This is a genomic window from Marinomonas sp. PE14-40, from assembly GCF_051623805.1.
Lineage (GTDB): Bacteria > Pseudomonadota > Gammaproteobacteria > Pseudomonadales > Marinomonadaceae > Marinomonas.
Genome location: NZ_CP130700.1, coordinates 5,098,435 through 5,114,798 on the forward strand (window position 1 = coordinate 5,098,435; position 16,364 = coordinate 5,114,798).

Below are 16,364 nucleotides of genomic sequence, written 5' to 3' on the forward strand. Positions count from 1 at the left end.
TTTTTTAGCTAAAATTTGTTTAAATAAATCTTGTAGTAAGGGCAGAGTATGAATCAAATCACTATTTTAAAACCTGATGATTGGCATCTACATTTCCGAGATGGCGATATGTTGAATGAAACTGTGCCAGCAACCGCGCGTTGCTTCTCCCGTGCTATCGTTATGCCTAATTTGGTTCCACCTGTTACCAGTGGTGAGTTAGCTATTGCTTACCGCGATCGTATTCTGGCAGCGCGTCCTGATGGAAGCGATTTTGAGCCACTTATGACGATTTATTTAACAGACAAAACCACTGCTGAAGATATCCGTTTAGCAAAAGAGGCGGGTGTTGTTGCAGCAAAACTGTATCCAGCAGGGGCGACAACTAACTCTGATGCCGGTGTTAGTGCATTTGATGCGTTATATCCAGTCTTTGAAGAATTGGCAAAACAAGATTTGTTGTTATTGGTTCATGGTGAAGTGACCCATAAGCATATCGATATCTTTGATCGTGAAAAAGCTTTTATCGATCAATATATGGCTGCAGTTGTTGAAAAAATTCCGCAGTTAAGAGTGGTGTTTGAGCATATTACGACTGCTGACGCGGCTCAATTTGTCGCTGGCGCACATGATAATGTTGCTGCAACTATTACTCCTCAACATTTGTTGCTAAACCGTAATGACATGCTTGATGGTGGGATTAAACCGCATAATTACTGTCTACCAATTCTGAAAAGAAATACCCATCAGCAAGGCCTTCAAGCCGCTGTTGCTTCTGGTTCTAAGAAGTTTTTCTTAGGGACAGATTCAGCGCCCCATGAGCAACATCGTAAAGAGTCTGCTTGTGGTTGTGCTGGTTGTTATAGTGCATGGTCTGCTTTAGAGCTTTACACTCAAGTGTTTGATGATCTTGGTGCGCTAGAGCATTTAGAGGCATTTGCCAGTAAAAATGGCCCCGATTTCTATGGTTTAGCGAGAAATGTTGAGACAGTGACGCTAGTTAAAGAGGATTGGGAGGTGCCTGAGCAAATCATTTTGCCAAACGGTAACCCTATTGTACCTTTCTTTGCTGGCCAAACGGTTAACTGGAAGTTGAAGGTTTAATTTAAGAGATTAATCCTTTCATTAAAAGCAGGTTGTTTTACAATCTGCTTTTTTTATGTCGGCAAATTTTTATTATGGTTTAAAGTCGAATTTGTGTTCTCTTTGAACATAATGTAAACATTAGATATTTATTTGATATGTATAGAGAATATTATGCTAGTTGAAAATCAGATCCTCCTTATTAGCCATCTAGATATGATTACCTTAACTGCATTTTTTATGACTTGGATTGGCTACAGTATTTTTGCTCAATATCAATCTAAGCATATAGATTGTTTGGTTAGTGTATTGCATCAATTTAGGGTGGCTTGGATGCGACGTTTATTGAGGCGGGATAATAGGGTGACCGATGCCTCTATCATGGCGAATCTTGAGCGTAGTAGCTTATTTTTTGCTTCAAGCTCTCTGTTAATTATTGCTGGTTTGTTTACCGCGTTTAGCTACTCAGAAAAGGCATTGGGTATTATTGCAGATTTTAAGCTTTTAACACCGAATTCCCAGCAAGAATGGGAGTTAAAAATTATTGTTCTTATCCTTATTTTTACCTATGCCTTTTTTACTTTTACCTGGTCGGTAAGGCAATATAATTTTTGCTCTGTGTTGGTGGGGAGCTCTCCTCTTGATACCGATGAGAGTGTTTCTGAAGAAGAGAGGGAGGATTATGCTCAACATATGGCAAAAGTTTGTAGCTTGGCGGCGAACCAGTTTAATTATGGTTTGCGTGCTTTTTACTTTGCTATGGCGTTTAGTGGCTGGTTTTTAGGGCCTTATTTTTGTTGGGCGAGCATTTTGATTGTTGTCGCTATTTTATATAGAAGAGAGTTCCGCTCTAAAACGTTTAAAACATTAAATAAAGGCTTATCTGTACCTCATGCTACCTGAATTGCCTGAAAATTTATCAGTTCAAGAAAAGGCTGATTTACTTGAGAACTTTAATCAAGAGCCTGTAAATAGAACCGTTTCAGTGGACGATGATGTTTATCGTTACTTGCTTAAGGCTTCAGTAAAAGAGCATTCGATTCTGAAAGATATAAGGGCTGAAACGTCTTTATATCATATGGCGAGAATGCAAATCTCACCTGAGACGGGGCAGCTATTATCTCTCTTAGTGAAGATGCAAAATCCTAAACGTATTTTAGAGGTCGGGGTTTTTACTGGCTATAGTACGCTATCTATTGGTATGGCTATGTCTGAAAATGCCAGTATGTTGGCATTAGAAAAAAAACCTATGTGGTTAGATATTGCTAATACTTATATTGAAAAAGCAGGTTTGAGTGCTAGGTTAGAAACTCGCCTTGGCGATGCTAAGGTCAATATGGAGTCTTTAATGCAGGCAGGAGAGATGTTTGATTTTGTTTTTATTGATGCCGATAAAGCGAATCAACTTGCTTATTATCAATTAGCTAAATCAATGCTAAGCACGAATGGCTGCATTGCTATTGATAATACGCTTTGGTGGGGGAATGTGGCTAAAGATGAGTTTGATGATAAGAACACTCAATATGTTCGCCAGCTAAATGACTTTATCATGCAAGATGATGAGGTCGATGTCAGTTTAATTCCCATTGGTGATGGGTTGAGCTTAATTCGTAAAATTGGTTGAGTTACCCAAAGGTGAGTCGCTTTGGGCTCACTTTCATCCTTAAAAAATTGTTTTGCCTGTCGAATTAATCTTTTTTTCTCTCTTGTCCTTGAAATCTTTTTCAACGTCGCTATCTAAAGTATCAAGATAGCAATTCTGTAATTGCACCATTTTTGAATTAATAAGAATTTATTTAGTGAATTCAAATCGTTAGGAGCGACTTGTCATATGACAACTGAAACACAAAAAGAAACGTTAGGCTTTCAAACAGAAGTAAAACAACTTTTGCATTTGATGATTCACTCTTTGTATTCGAACAAAGAAATTTTTCTACGTGAACTTGTCTCAAATGCTTCTGATGCAGTTGATAAGCTACGCTTTGAATCCGTTTCTAATGCGGAATTATTAGCTCAGGATACCGAGCTACGTATTCGCGTTGAGTTTGATAAAGAGACTAATACGGTTGTTATTGATGATAACGGTATTGGTATGACTCGTGATGATGCCATTAATAACCTAGGTACTATTGCTAAATCAGGTACCGCTCAGTTCCTTGAAAAGTTAAGTGGTGATGAGAAAAAAGATAGCCAGCTTATTGGTCAATTTGGTGTTGGTTTTTACTCTTCGTTCATTGTTGCTGACAAAGTAACTGTCGAAACACGTTATGCCGCAGTGGCTGAAAACGAAGCGGTTCGTTGGGTTTCTGATGGTTCTGGTGAATTTACGATTGAAACCATTGAAAAGGCAAGTCGTGGTACACGTATCATCTTACATCTAAAGGCAGATGAAGCAGATTTCGCTGATAACTATCGTTTACGCTCACTTGTTACTAAATACTCTGATCACATTTCTATTCCAGTTGAAATGGAAAAAGTGGCTTATCCTGAATTTGATGAAGAGGGTAACCCTAAGCCAGTTGATGAGAGTAAAGCCGCTGAATTCGAAGCTGTAAACTCTGCTAAAGCATTATGGACTCGTTCTCGTTCAGAGGTTTCTGATGAAGAGTATCAAGAGTTTTATAAGCATGTATCTCATGATTATACGGATGCTTTGAAATGGTCTCATAACAAAGTAGAAGGTAAGTTGGAATATACAAGCTTGCTATATATTCCAAGCAAAGCGCCGCATGATCTTTGGAATCGTGATATGCAGCGTGGTCTTAAGCTTTATGTTCAACGTGTTTTCATCATGGATGAAGCCGAAGCATTCTTGCCGCCTTATATGCGTTTTGTAAAAGGTGTCGTTGATTCAAATGATTTGTCATTAAACGTATCACGTGAAATTTTGCAAAATGATCATGCTGTTGACTCTATGCGTTCAGCTTTGACTAAGCGTGTTTTGGATATGCTTGCTAAGATGGCTAAAAAAGAGCCTGAGCAATACCAAGCGTTTTGGGATGAATTTGGTAATGTCCTAAAAGAAGGCCCAGCAGATGATATGGGTAATAAAGATAAAGTAGCTGCTTTGTTGCGCTTTAGCTCGACTCATACAGATACTGAAAAACAGGATCAATCTTTAGCTGATTATGTGGCGCGTATGGGTGAAGGCCAAGATAAGATTTACTATATCTATGCTGAAAACCATAACACAGCGAAAAACAGTCCTCATTTAGAAATCTTGCGTAAGAAAGGACTTGAAGTACTGCTACTTTCTGACCGTATTGATGAGTGGATGATGTCTTCTCTAAATGAGTTTGAAGGTAAGTCTTTCCAAGATGTTACTAAAGGCAAGCTAGATATTGCTGAAGAAGAAACTGAAGAAACGAAAAAGCAGAAAGAAGAGCAAGCTGAGCAGCTTAAGCCTTTGCTTGATCGTATGAAAACTGTGCTTTCAGAGCAGGTTGCTGAAGTTAACTCTACCGACCGTTTGACTAATTCGCCTGCGTGTTTAGTTGTAGGTGAGCATGACATGGGCTTGCAAATGCGTCGTTTGTTAGAGCAAGCGGGACAGCAATTGCCTGACACTAAGCCAACATTAGAAATTAACCCTGAGCATCCGATAGTGGTGAAAATGGATGCTGAATCTGATGATGAGCGCTTTGCTGATATGACTTGGTTGTTGTTTGAGCAAGCAACTTTGTCTGAAGGTGGTCAATTAGAAGATCCAGCAACATTTGTTAGCCGTATGAATAAGCTAATTGTGCAACTAAGCCAATAGTCTAATTTGTTCGAACATCAAAGCCCTGCTTAGCTTTCTAAGCAGGGCTTTTTTATGGGCAAACTTTATTATGCTTGATTGTGATATAACTTATTTTTATTGTTTTTTAATATGATACTTGTTTGTTTTATGTCAGTGTGGGTTTAATATCTCTTACTCCTTATGAATTGCTGGGCATGAATATATGAAGCTGCATCACCTTCAAGGTTATATCCAATCTGTATATCTCGCAGAATATTCAGATAAGTTACTCTTGCTTGATGGCTGTAGTCGGGCTGATATTTCCATGCTAAAACACTTTATCTGTAATGACCTTGCTAGGCCTTTAACAGATTTAAAACTTGTTGTAGTGACACATATGCACCCAGATCATGCAGGCGCTGTACATAAACTGAAATCCTTGACTGGCTGCAAAGTAGCTGCCTCTGGTGTATCGGGACAGTGGTATGCTGGGATTAATGGCAAATTAATGCATCTGACAGATATTCTTTTAGCGAAGTGGGTAGCCCATAGACTTAAAAAGCCGAATAAAAGTATTCGCTATCCAAGTAAGCTTTATGCTGATTACCAATTAGAAGATGGAGACTTTTTGCCAGGGTTTACTGATTGGCAAGCACTTGAGACGCAAGGGCACACGGATAGAGACTTGTCTTTACATCATCTTCCTAGTGATAAAGTTTATGTGGCAGATTTAATGGTTAAAGTGAAAGGGCGTTATATCCCTCCTTTCCCTGTTTTCTATCCAAATCGATATAAGGCGTCATTGCAAAAAATTGTGAGCCTAAACCCTACGACATTGGCACTTGCCCATGGCGGACTGGTTCAACCAACTAAAGATGAATATGACCACTTGATCGCCTTGGCGCCAAATGTTCCTAAAACACATTTGCGGACGGTTAAAATTTTTATCAGTAAATTGCTTCATAGATAATAAAGTGCTCTTTTTTTGGCCATAGTTGGCGTTAGATTATAAGTTAAGACTATGATGCTTTTTAAAATCAGGTAGAATTCTGCTTCGAATTTAAACTAACAGGGTTTTATTAAGATGCTTATTAAGCTTTTACGTAATGGCTTAGGTCAAATCATTATATTTGTTGACTGGGTTACTCGCCCTGCGAAAATGAAGCGTAGCTCACAAGAGCAGTCAAAAGTAGAGCAAGAAACGCAGCACTTGTCTTTGTATCAATTTAAAGCGTGTCCATTTTGTGTGAAGACTCGCCGAACCATGCATAAGCTTAATTTGCCGATTGAGTTAAAAGATGCCAAAAATAATGATGCTGATAGACAGTCTTTACTAGAGCAAGGTGGTAAAATTCAAGTGCCATGTTTGCGCATTGTAAAAGAAGGTCAAGATACATGGCTATATGAATCAAAGGCAATTAACCAATATCTGACGGATAACTTTGCAGCTTAATAAGCGAGACTGTGTTTATCGATTGAAGATATGTTAGTTCACATTCTGATATTTACTTTAGTCATGAAACTGAAAATTTGCTTGACCTATTTTGCTAGCCTGTTATGTTTAGTAACACTGATAACGCAATCAACAGAGATTTATAAAATGTCTAAACAACTAACTTCATTAAAACCAAGCAACGCGAAGAAACCTAGCTTTCTAGCGACTCTGGTTGAGGTTTGTAATTAGTCATAAAATACATACCTAAAGCCCAGTCGCCGACCGCGTCTGGGCTTTTTTTTGGTTTAAAAATACTGGTAAGGAGTAGATTATGTTCAGCGGTTCCTATACTGCAATGGTTACCCCATTCAAAAATGGTGAGTTAGATGAAGTTGCATTACGCCATAATGTTAATTTTCAAATTGAAAATGGTACTCATGGTCTAGTGCCTGTAGGTACAACGGGCGAGTCACCAACGGTAACTGAAGAAGAGCATAAACGAGTTATTCAAGTTGTTGTTGAAGAAAGTGCTGGGCGTGTACCTGTTATCGCTGGTGCGGGTTCTAATAACCCAGTTGAAGCGCTGGCATTTGCTAAAGCTGCAGAGCAATCTGGTGCGGATGGTATCCTGTGTGTGGCGGGTTATTATAATCGTCCTTCACAAGAAGGTTTATATCAGCACTTTAAATATCTGCATGATGCTACAGAACTACCAATGATTATTTATAATATTCCGCCTAGAGCGATTGTAGATATTCAGCCTGAAACCATGCTACGACTAGCGGAGCTACCAAGAGTCGTTGGGGTGAAAGATGCAACGGGTGATTTAGCGAGACCAAGCATTGAAAAGCATTTAATTGGTAATGAATTTAGCTATTTGTCAGGAGAAGATTTAACTGCGATTGCTTATAACTCAGTTGGTGGTAACGGTTGTATTTCTGTGACTTCAAATGTTGCACCTAAGCTTTGTTTCGAGTTGCAACAGGCATGTTTACAAGGTGATTATGTTAAAGCGAAGGCAGTACATGAAAAGCTAGTGCCTTTGCATCAATCATTGTTTGTAGAGCCAAGTCCTGCTGGGATTAAATATGCAATGTCTTTAATCGGCTTATGCCAAGATGATGTTAGATTGCCAATTGTGCCTTTACAGACTGAAAGCAAAGAAAGAATAAAAGCGGCTATGCAGGCTTTAAACTTACTTTAGATACATGCTCGGTGAAGAAAAGATTAGAATTTACTAATTAAACTAATATTTTATTAATTAGTACTAAACTTTTGTAATTTTGGGTCGTTATAGTTTGTATAGAAGTTACAATTCACCGACAATAGTTTTGTTTTAAAACTAGCGCATGGCAAATGGAGCGTGTAATGAATAAGTTTAAAGTGGCCGGTTTGGCAATGGCATTAGGGTTATCTACTAATCTTTATGCTTCAGATTTTAGTTATAATTATGTTGATCTTGCTTTGGGTAAGGCAGACAGCAGTGACATTAACTCTTCTACAGGTGATTATTCATCTTTTTCTGGAGGATTTGTATTTCAAGACTCTTTATATTTTAGTGTTGAATCTACTACTTATGAATACGACAATGTAGATGCTGAAACACTTCAGTTTGGTATTGGAGCATACACAGCAACATCACTAAGTAATACAGATATGTATGGTACGGTAAGGATTGCCAATTCAGAGATTGGTTCTGTTGATGAGTCCGGTTTTCAAATAGATGGTGGTATTAGATCAGCCCTGACAGCTCATATTGAATTAGATGCAAAGCTTAAATATCATGATGTGTTTGATGATTCAGGAGTGGGTTATCAAGCAACTGTGAGGTTTTATCCAGCACCTCAAATTTCATTTGGTGCAGGTTATGAGTATTATGACTTTAATGATAATGACATAAATACTGCTTATGCTAACTTTCGTTATAACTTCTAATTAATTGTTTATAAATAGTTAGAAGTGAAAAGCTTATGAAAAGTCGCTGGTGTAAATCAGTGGCTTTTTTATGCTGGCCTTATTAATTTTTAAAGGCCTGTGTTGATGAAATTTGTAACGGTATGTAGCCTAGTGCTAGCAAGTGGTTGCGCTCGAGTTGTAAAAAAAGGCCATGTGGGGCACCATAAAGCAATCTCAAAAGTCGTAGTTGTACCTGTTAAACGATAGGTAAAACTATTTCTACACTTAGCCCTTTTCCCTGATTATTAATAAGTCTAATACTACCACCATGGTTTTGTATTATGGAGCGAGTGATTGCTAAGCCTAGTCCAGTTCCACCGGCTTGTTGTCGACTTTTGTCGAGCCTTACAAAAGGTTTAAAAACCTCTTCAAGTTGGCTCTCTTCTATCCCGGGTCCTTCATCACGAATGATTATGCTGACATGAGATTCAGATTTGCTCAATTCCATTTCTGCTTTAATGCCGTATCGGATCGCGTTTTCAATCAAATTACAAAAAGCTCGTTTTAAGGCAATAGGGCGACATTTATAAAAGCAGGACTCTGATGTGATTAGCTTTGCCTCTTTTTCTTGAATAAGTAGGTCTTGGCAAATGGTATCCAACAGAGCATTAATGTCTATGAGTTGACTCGGTTCGGTCGACTTTTCTTCTCTAATAAAAGATAGTGTTGAATCTGTAATAGATTGCATTTCGTTTAGCGTACTTAAAAATGCCTCTTGAGTTGGACCTTCATCCATAAGCTCTGTTCTGAGTCTTAGTGTAGTGATAGGGGTTCTAAGATCATGTGACACTGCAGCTAGCATATTCGTTCTATCTGAAATATATCTCTGTAGTCGGTCGTTCATTTGATTGAAGGCAATAGACGCTGTTTTAATATCTTCAGGTCCTGCTTCTTTTAATGGCTCCACTGATTCACCGCAACCTAATTGTTTTGCGGCTGTTGTGAGTTTTGCGAGCGGTTTGGTAATGCGCCGTATCATGAAAATAGCAATAAAGGTTAAAAATGCAGCGGTAATTGAAATCGAAACAACATTCGCTAGTGGCCATAATGGTGGACTAATATGGAATCTGCTTGCGACATTGAGCCAGCGACCATCTTTTAGTTGAATAGCAATCTGGCTCCATTCAAATGGCTTATGTTCAGAGTGGCGGTTATCTTTTTTGTTGCTATTTGGTCTTTTTGAATAATACTTTTTGTGTTCAAAGTCTGGGTTTTGATTACTCTCTAAAACAACTAAATTGTTTATGCCATAACGTTTAAACTTCTCGACGAGCTGCTGGTCTAGGGGGGCGCTTTTTAATACTTTACTTTGTTCTGGTTTAGCAAACCAATAATAAATATTTTCAGAGCTGACGGCATGAAGGATTTTCTTATGTAGCTCTTGAGGGCTTTCTTCTAATATTCGAACAGTAGAAATGATGCGGCTGAAGTTTCCTTTGCGATTAAGTACTGTTAAGGCTTCTTTTCGTTCATTGATTAATATAAATCCTGTCAGAACTTGGCTAAATAATAAGGCGATTAAAAGTAACCAAATAAATTGGCCGGCTAAGCTTCGAGGGTAAAGCTTACTTAAGAAGGGCGGCAGGGTTACTTTTTTTAGAAAACTCACGTCTTAACGACCTCTTCAGTGAAAATATATCCACCACCCCATACTGTCTTGAGGATTTCAGGTGTCTTAGGGTCTGGTTCTATTTTCTTTCTAAGGCGACTGATTTGATTATCAATGCTTCTATCAAAAACACCGGCCGCATGCCCTTTTGTCATTTCTGTTAACTGATCTCGACTGAGAACATGTTTTGGGTTTTCCAGAAATACAGTGAGTAATCTAAATTCAGCGCTGCTTAATGGAATAATTTGGTTCTCTTGGTCAATTAATTCTCTTTTAATAGAATTTAAGCGCCAATTCAAAAAACTAAATTGTCTTGCCTGTTTTTGATTTTCACCTTGATAAGGCATGCTTTGAGAGCGTTTTACTAATGCTTTTATGCGAGCAAGAAGTTCGCGGGCACTAAAGGGTTTCGTTATGTAATCGTCAGCTCCCATTTCAATGCCAACTATTCTATCCGCTTCTTCTCCCATTGCTGTGAGCATAATGACAGGAATAGATGACTTTTCTCTGATTTTTCTACATAGGGTTAGGCCGTCTTCTCCTGGCATCATTAAGTCTAAAACGATGACATCAAAACTGCTTTTACTTAAGTGTTGGCGCATGTTCTCACCACCGTCTGCGGTTTCGACACGCAAGCCGTGTTTATGTAAATATTCTGCGAGTAATGTTCTGATTTCTAAGTGATCATCAACAACTAATACTCGAATAACATCGCTCATACAAGGCGCCTAAAATTTGAAAGGAGACGACCATTATAAAGGCTTGTTTTATTAGAGTGGATAGCTAGATGTAATAAAGTTAGTTCTAGGGAGGGTTTGATACATCTTGCGACAATTGGATGCAAGATGTATCCCTTTAGGGTCTTATGTTGCTTTGGGCTGTGGTTTTTTCTTCCCTTCATAATGGGTGATAAAAGCTATTGCTAAAATAATGATAAATGCCCCTAACCAAAGCCTGCCTGGTGGCACCCAACCAAAGACAAGCCAGCCAGCGAGTACATTAAGTGGGAGTTTAACGTGATCGAATGGTTGTATAAATGATGCATCTGCTATCGAGTAAGCCTTCACGATAGCCCATTGAGCTAACGCTGTGAAAATGCCTGCTGCTAATAATAATGTCCAAGTGAACGACCCTGTTGGTAAGCTCCATTCAGGTAAAGCCAATAATAAATTGAATGGGCTAATTAATACTAATAAGTAGACAACCATGGTGGTAGGTGAGTCGTCGCTTGAGAGCTTTTTAACCATCAAAGAATAGATTGCCCAAAAGAAAGCAGCCCCAACAGGAAGGAGTGATGCAAGAGTAAAGTCATCACTCCAAGGCTCTAAAATAAGCATAGCTCCGAAAAAGCCAGCGAGCGTTGCAAAAATTCTTGCTAAACCAACTTTCTCTTTTAAAAAAATACCTGACCCCAGTGTAGCAAAAAGAGGTGATGTCATTAAAAGAGCTATCCCTTGCCAAATGGGAATAGGGTAGGCAAGAGCCCAAAGCCATAATTGAATGCCGATTACGGAGAAGAATACTCGCGTTATGTGCCAACCAAGTTTGTTTGTTTTTAATGCTTGTTTAAGTCCGAGGCTTTTAAGCCAAGGTAAAATAACAATAAAGGCGATGCCATATTGAATGAAGGCGACAGTCGTTGACGCTATCTGAAAGTGGATACTTAAATATTGAGCAAGGCTATTTACTATAGCAAATGCTAGACCTGCAATAACCATCCATGAAGCACCTTGTACGGGGGTGTTTGAATACGCCACGCTTTATCCCTAATGATAATAAAATTGCTCGCATCATACCTTTATCTAACGTGCGCTTTCAATGTTTGCTGATCTGTATTGAGACTAATTTTCTTACTATGGTTCAAACCCAGTTTCTAACATGAGAGCTTCATCTAATTCATCTACTACTTCTAAAGAGATGCCAGCAAGCTGCATTACTTTCTTAGGAATAAATTGTTTGATGTCCTCGATGCTTCTATCACTTGATTTAGCACCATTTAAATAATTAGCAAGATTTAAAATAGCACTCAAAGGCGTTGGCTCTTCATAACCTAAAGGTCTTTTGTACTGTTGAATTGCAAGCCCCAATTCGCTTGGAAACTTCCATAGGTCTAATAATGCTTTACCAGCATCTTGAGTGGTAAAACTTAAACGCTCCATTTCAGCTGCTATTCGTGATGCATTTTTATCTTTCACAAGACTTTGGATTTCCATGGCGTCTTTTGGTGCTGCCAAATGTAATAAGAGCCGACCTATGTTGTAAATAATGCCTGCTGTAAAAGCGATATCTTCTTCAACTACTTCTGTTTTTTGAGCAAGCCAAGCCGCAATTGTTGCAACCATAAAGGCATCTCGCCAGAAAAGCTTTAAATCAAGTCCATCAACGTTTACTGCTGAATTAGCTAAACCAGATGCAATAACCAGAGTATTGAGCTTATCCATGCCTAAAAGTACAACAGCTTCATCAATAGAAGAGACTTTTCTTGAAAGGCCAAAATGTGCTGAATTAACTAATCTTAGGATTTTTAAGGAAAGAGTTTGATCTTGGCCGACTTTTGTTGCAATTGCGTTGTAATCGGCGTCTGGGTCTTTTAACGCAATGATAAGTTCTCGAACGACATCAGGCACATTGGGGAGTTTATCTGTCTGTTGTAGTAAATCTTTTACTTCCATTGGTAACCCTTTTAAGCGTTAAGTCAGTGAATAATTAAAGATAGCTCAGGCAGTATGGCTGTTGTTTTGTGTAAATAAAAGAGTTGTGATTAAAAGCTGCTTGTAAATTTTGTTGGCATTATCCCTTTTTACGAACTTGGGTGGTGTTATCTATATATTCAAGGTTGTACTAAGTGAAATTTTTAAGAATATTAAAAATAACCATTATTTAAAAATGTATACATATTTTTTGAGCTATGCCATTATCCTGAAAAGTCTATGAATTGGAAACGTCATGTCGATTAAAAATGATTTAAGCTTAAGTGCTATTGTTGCGGGATTTGTTGCTGTGCTGGTTGGTTTTGCAAGTTCTGTTGCTATTGTCATTCAGGCTGCTCAAGCAAGTGGTGCTAATACGAGTCAATTAACATCTTGGATTACCGCTCTTGGTATTGGTATGGGGGTGAGTTGCTTCGCATTATCTTGGTATTACAAGAAACCTATCATAACGGCATGGTCGACACCCGGGGCAGCGCTTTTAGTGACTGGTTTACAAGGCGTACCCTATAGCGAGGCAATTGGTGCTTTTGTCGTTACTGGTGCTTTGATTCTGCTTGTTGGTGTATCTGGATTATTTAATCGATTAATGACGCTCATACCGTATCAGGTTGCTTGTGCTATGTTAGCTGGCGTACTGTTTCAGTTTGGAATTGCTATTTTTGATGGTATGACCAGTGACTTTTTTCAAATCTTTATCATGTTAGTCACCTACTTAATTGCTAAACGCTTTATCCCTAGGTACGCCATTATTATGGTACTTGTCGTCGCTCTTTTGTTGATTTTTTATGATCAACCTAAGCTGCTTGCTATGACTGAATCCATGACTTTTACTAACCAGTTTGTCTGGCAAATGCCAGAGTTTAGTTTTAAGTCTGTAATCGGTGTAGCTTTACCTTTATTTATCGTGACTATGACAGCGCAAAATATGCCAGGGATAGTCGCTTTAAAAGCACATAACCTAGATGTTTCTACTTCCTCGCTTATCTCTTGGACTGGTGTTACAACCTTAGTATTGGCGCCATTTGGTGGATTTACCTTTAATCTTGCCGCAATTACCGCAGCGATTTGTATGGGGGAAGAAAGTCATAAACAAGCTGAAAAGCGATATATAGCAGGTTTGTCAGCCGGTGTATTTTATTGTTTAGCAGGCCTTGGGGGGGCGGGCATTATTGCTATATTTTCTCTATTCCCTCAGAACCTTATTCTTGCGTTAGCTGGTCTTGCTTTGCTTTCTACCATTGGTGTTAATCTAAAAACCTCTTTAGAGAAAGACAGTACCCGAGAAGCCGCTTTAATTACTTTTTTAGTGACCCTATCCGATGTGTCTTTTTTTGATATTTCATCAGCTTTCTGGGGGATTTGCTTTGGCATAATGACTTTACTTTTTATGACTAAACTCAAGGGCTGAATTAATGGAGTACTCTAAAATGAATCATGTTTGAATTTTATAAAAATTAGAATTAACCTTGAATTCTTTTTTGTGAATATTGGACAATAGAGTGACGTTTGTTTTTTACGGTGATTTTTTTGAGTAAAGATGTTTTAGCAAAATTAAAAGCAGATATTAGGTCCCAAAATTTACCGCTTGGCGTGCCATTAAAGCAGGTAGATTTGGCAAAACGCTATGAAGTGAGCCGTATTCCTATTCGAGATAGTTTACAAAAGCTATTAACAGAGGGCTGGCTAGTCCCCCATGGAAAGTGTGGTGTCATGATACCCGTATTAGTTCGCCATGAAGCTGAAGACCTTTATCGTATGCGTTCTGCACTAGAGGTCATGCTACTTGAATTGGCTATTCCTCATTTGAATCATGCCATTTTAGGGAGGGCGAAAGACTATTTAGAGGAGCTTGAGTATAAAGACCTGACACTTCTTGAACGTGGTGAACTGAACTGGATGTTCCATAAAACCTTATATGAGGCCGCTAGTCGACCTACTTTATTTAAAGTGGTTGAACAGCTTCATTCACAAGTTGACCGCTATATTGGTTTTCAATGTATTCCCCTTGATTATGATAGAAAAAGCCAATCAGATCATTATGAGATGCTTAGGCTATTACAAGCTCAGGAGTATTCATCGGCATTAGAGTGTTTACGAAACCATATTGAAGATGCAGGAGAGTTATTAATAACCTGTTTACGTGACTAAGTGTAAAATAATGCTAAATGTTTAAATCTAAATTAAACTTATGAAAAGTTATATTATGAATATAACAAACATACTGTAAACCATTAATTAACTGTGGAATTTCAAACATTGCGTGCATTAAAAGTACTCATTGCTGATGACTTTGAAAACTCTCGTCAGTCTATAAGAAAAATTTTATTATCAGTTGGAATTGAAAACATCCATGTTACAGCCACAGGGAAGGGTGTTTTAGATGAGTGCAAAACGAAAAAGTTTGACCTTATTTTATGTGATTATAATTTAGGCCATGGAAAAAATGGTCAACAAGTATTAGAAGAAGTGAGATCGTTAGGTTATTTGAAAAGCACTGCTCTGTTCGTCATTATTTCTGCTGAGACAAGCCGTGATGTTGTTATGGGAATTATGGAAGCAAGTCCTGATGAATATCTAACAAAACCTTTTACTCAATCTGTATTAGTTAAACGAATTGAAAGATTGGTGCAGCAAAATGGTGAACTGAGTGAGATTAAAAAAGCTTTAGCAGATAGTAATTATGCTTCAGTTTTAACACTTTGTAATCAATTGATTAAAGTTGGAAGCCGCTACTCTGCATGGTGTCGACGTAAGATGGCTGAAGCTTTTTTCGAAACAAAACAGTTTGAAAAAACTAAAAGCCTTTGTCATTTGGTTCAATCTAAACGAGACCTTGATTGGGCTATGGTACTTGAAGCACAAGTAATGAATGCAACGGGGTCAGCTCAAGACGCAATAACTCACCTTAATAAAGTAGTTGCCCAGTTTCCTAATTGTATAAAAGCCTTTGATCTTCTTGCTGAGTATTTAGAGGAAAAAGGAGACTCGGAGCAAGCACAAGACTTTTTAGAAAGTGCAGTCGAACTTTCTCCTAGGGTCATGACAAGGCAGCAATCTTTAGTAAATTTAAGCTTATCAAATGGTGATTTAGATGTGGCTTTAAGGTCGAGTCAGCAGGCTTTAAAATTGAGTGCTAATTCACACTTTGCCTCTGCTGATCAATACTTACAAGCTGCACAAGTGATCTCTGAATCAATTATTGGTGATGCATCAGCAGAAGCTCGTAAAAAGTCTCAGGACGCTTTCTCTATGCTGAATCAAATGGCAAAAAAGTTTCCAGATGATGCCTCTACTCAATTACATAAAATATTGATTGAAAGCCAAGTTTTTTCTTCTCTTGGTAAACGAGATCAGGCGAATCTTGCCTTGAAAGAAGGCAAGAGTATGCTTGAAGAGCATGCTGGTTTATTAACGCCTGATATTGCATTAGAAATGGGAAAAGTACTCTATGCCACGGGTCAGCATGATGCTGCAAATGAGATGTTTAATCATATTTTAAATGATAAAAATGTCGATAAAAGACTGATTGCTAAAACCTATGCATTCCTAGACGAACCTGTTGGCTTAACTGCTAGATTGAAAGCGAAGCAAGATAATTTAGTCGGCTTAAGTTTTTATGAAAATAAACGTTATGAAGACGCCATTGTAGCTTTCAAAAAAGCACAAAAATCATCACCAATTCACCCCGGTTTGAATATGAACTTAGTGCAGACCGCTTTAAAATTAATGGAAACGACAGAAAGACAGCAAAGTTTAATTGATATCTGTATTGATTCCCTTGATAGGATCAAGCATATCTCTGTGCAGCATAAACAGTTTAAACGTTATCGTAGTTTAAAAAGCTATGTAGTGCGTAACTTTCAAGCTTAA

General features: G+C 38.2%; 15 protein-coding genes. 11 read left to right on the forward strand and 4 right to left on the reverse strand.

Features of this window, described 5'->3' with window-relative positions:
* The first annotated feature begins 48 nt into the window (after positions 1–48).
* From pyrC to Q0A08_RS23605, 8 genes are all read left to right on the forward strand, one after another.
* Positions 49–1,083: a dihydroorotase gene (gene pyrC / locus Q0A08_RS23570; protein ID WP_438463970.1), complete on the forward strand. Its 1,035-nt coding sequence runs from the start codon at positions 49–51 to the stop codon at positions 1,081–1,083.
* 153 nt (positions 1,084–1,236) lie between these two features.
* A complete protein-coding gene (locus Q0A08_RS23575; RefSeq protein WP_438463971.1) occupies positions 1,237–1,965 on the forward strand; it encodes a DUF599 domain-containing protein in 729 nt (242 codons plus the stop codon).
* Complete coding sequence (locus tag Q0A08_RS23580; RefSeq protein WP_438463972.1) at positions 1,955–2,686, forward strand: O-methyltransferase; 732 nt, start codon at positions 1,955–1,957, stop codon at positions 2,684–2,686. The genes Q0A08_RS23575 and Q0A08_RS23580 overlap by 11 nt, the downstream gene beginning before the upstream one ends.
* A 207-nt stretch (positions 2,687–2,893) precedes the next feature.
* Positions 2,894–4,822, forward strand: coding sequence for a molecular chaperone HtpG (gene htpG, locus Q0A08_RS23585; protein WP_438463973.1), 1,929 nt, complete (start codon positions 2,894–2,896; stop codon positions 4,820–4,822).
* A gap of 184 nt (positions 4,823–5,006) precedes the next feature.
* A complete protein-coding gene (locus Q0A08_RS23590; RefSeq protein ID WP_438463974.1) occupies positions 5,007–5,753 on the forward strand; it encodes an MBL fold metallo-hydrolase in 747 nt (248 codons plus the stop codon).
* Between the two features lie 114 nt (positions 5,754–5,867).
* Positions 5,868–6,236, forward strand: a complete 369-nt coding sequence (locus Q0A08_RS23595; protein WP_438463975.1) for a glutathione S-transferase N-terminal domain-containing protein — start codon at positions 5,868–5,870, stop codon at positions 6,234–6,236.
* Positions 6,237–6,549: 313 nt separating this feature from the next.
* The gene (gene dapA / locus Q0A08_RS23600) at positions 6,550–7,422 is read left to right on the forward strand and encodes a 4-hydroxy-tetrahydrodipicolinate synthase (protein ID WP_438463976.1); all 873 of its coding nucleotides are present in this window, start codon (positions 6,550–6,552) and stop codon (positions 7,420–7,422) included.
* Positions 7,423–7,586: 164 nt separating this feature from the next.
* Positions 7,587–8,153 (forward strand): hypothetical protein, encoded by a 567-nt coding sequence (locus tag Q0A08_RS23605; RefSeq protein ID WP_438463977.1) that lies wholly within the window; start codon positions 7,587–7,589, stop codon positions 8,151–8,153.
* A 217-nt stretch (positions 8,154–8,370) separates the two neighbouring features.
* Here the strand turns inward: Q0A08_RS23605 and Q0A08_RS23610 are convergent, their stop codons facing one another.
* From Q0A08_RS23610 to Q0A08_RS23625, 4 genes are all read right to left on the reverse strand, one after another.
* On the reverse strand, positions 8,371–9,783 hold the full coding sequence (locus Q0A08_RS23610) for an ATP-binding protein (protein ID WP_438463978.1): 1,413 nt from the start codon (positions 9,781–9,783) through the stop codon (positions 8,371–8,373).
* Positions 9,780–10,502: a response regulator gene (locus tag Q0A08_RS23615; protein WP_438463979.1), complete on the reverse strand. Its 723-nt coding sequence runs from the start codon at positions 10,500–10,502 to the stop codon at positions 9,780–9,782. Before Q0A08_RS23615 ends, Q0A08_RS23610 begins: the two co-directional genes overlap by 4 nt.
* Before the next feature lie 144 nt (positions 10,503–10,646).
* Positions 10,647–11,540: a DMT family transporter gene (locus Q0A08_RS23620; RefSeq protein ID WP_438463980.1), complete on the reverse strand. Its 894-nt coding sequence runs from the start codon at positions 11,538–11,540 to the stop codon at positions 10,647–10,649.
* Positions 11,541–11,636: 96 nt separating this feature from the next.
* Entirely contained in the window at positions 11,637–12,455 is an 819-nt protein-coding gene (locus Q0A08_RS23625) for an HDOD domain-containing protein (protein WP_438463981.1), read from the reverse strand.
* A 274-nt stretch (positions 12,456–12,729) separates the two neighbouring features.
* Here Q0A08_RS23625 and Q0A08_RS23630 point away from each other — a divergent pair, with 274 nt between their 5' ends.
* From Q0A08_RS23630 to Q0A08_RS23640, 3 genes are all read left to right on the forward strand, one after another.
* Complete coding sequence (locus tag Q0A08_RS23630; RefSeq protein WP_438463982.1) at positions 12,730–13,902, forward strand: benzoate/H(+) symporter BenE family transporter; 1,173 nt, start codon at positions 12,730–12,732, stop codon at positions 13,900–13,902.
* A 119-nt stretch (positions 13,903–14,021) separates the two neighbouring features.
* On the forward strand, positions 14,022–14,642 hold the full coding sequence (locus tag Q0A08_RS23635; RefSeq protein ID WP_438463983.1) for a GntR family transcriptional regulator: 621 nt from the start codon (positions 14,022–14,024) through the stop codon (positions 14,640–14,642).
* A gap of 108 nt (positions 14,643–14,750) precedes the next feature.
* Positions 14,751–16,364 carry a response regulator gene (locus Q0A08_RS23640; protein WP_438463984.1) on the forward strand — a complete coding sequence of 538 codons (1,614 nt, stop codon included), beginning with the start codon at positions 14,751–14,753 and terminating at the stop codon, positions 16,362–16,364.

What these genes read in the sequence shown, in the direction of transcription:
- pyrC (WP_438463970.1), top strand. Translation starts at nt 49, where the DNA reads ATGAATCAAATCACTATTTTAAAACCTGATGATTGGCATCTACATTTC.
- Q0A08_RS23575 (WP_438463971.1), top strand. Translation starts at nt 1,237, where the DNA reads ATGCTAGTTGAAAATCAGATCCTCCTTATTAGCCATCTAGATATGATT.
- Q0A08_RS23580 (WP_438463972.1), top strand. Translation starts at nt 1,955, where the DNA reads ATGCTACCTGAATTGCCTGAAAATTTATCAGTTCAAGAAAAGGCTGAT.
- htpG (WP_438463973.1), top strand. Translation starts at nt 2,894, where the DNA reads ATGACAACTGAAACACAAAAAGAAACGTTAGGCTTTCAAACAGAAGTA.
- Q0A08_RS23590 (WP_438463974.1), top strand. Translation starts at nt 5,007, where the DNA reads ATGAAGCTGCATCACCTTCAAGGTTATATCCAATCTGTATATCTCGCA.
- Q0A08_RS23595 (WP_438463975.1), top strand. Translation starts at nt 5,868, where the DNA reads ATGCTTATTAAGCTTTTACGTAATGGCTTAGGTCAAATCATTATATTT.
- dapA (WP_438463976.1), top strand. Translation starts at nt 6,550, where the DNA reads ATGTTCAGCGGTTCCTATACTGCAATGGTTACCCCATTCAAAAATGGT.
- Q0A08_RS23605 (WP_438463977.1), top strand. Translation starts at nt 7,587, where the DNA reads ATGAATAAGTTTAAAGTGGCCGGTTTGGCAATGGCATTAGGGTTATCT.
- Q0A08_RS23615 (WP_438463979.1), bottom strand. Translation starts at nt 10,502, where the DNA reads ATGAGCGATGTTATTCGAGTATTAGTTGTTGATGATCACTTAGAAATC.
- Q0A08_RS23625 (WP_438463981.1), bottom strand. Translation starts at nt 12,455, where the DNA reads ATGGAAGTAAAAGATTTACTACAACAGACAGATAAACTCCCCAATGTG.
- Q0A08_RS23630 (WP_438463982.1), top strand. Translation starts at nt 12,730, where the DNA reads ATGTCGATTAAAAATGATTTAAGCTTAAGTGCTATTGTTGCGGGATTT.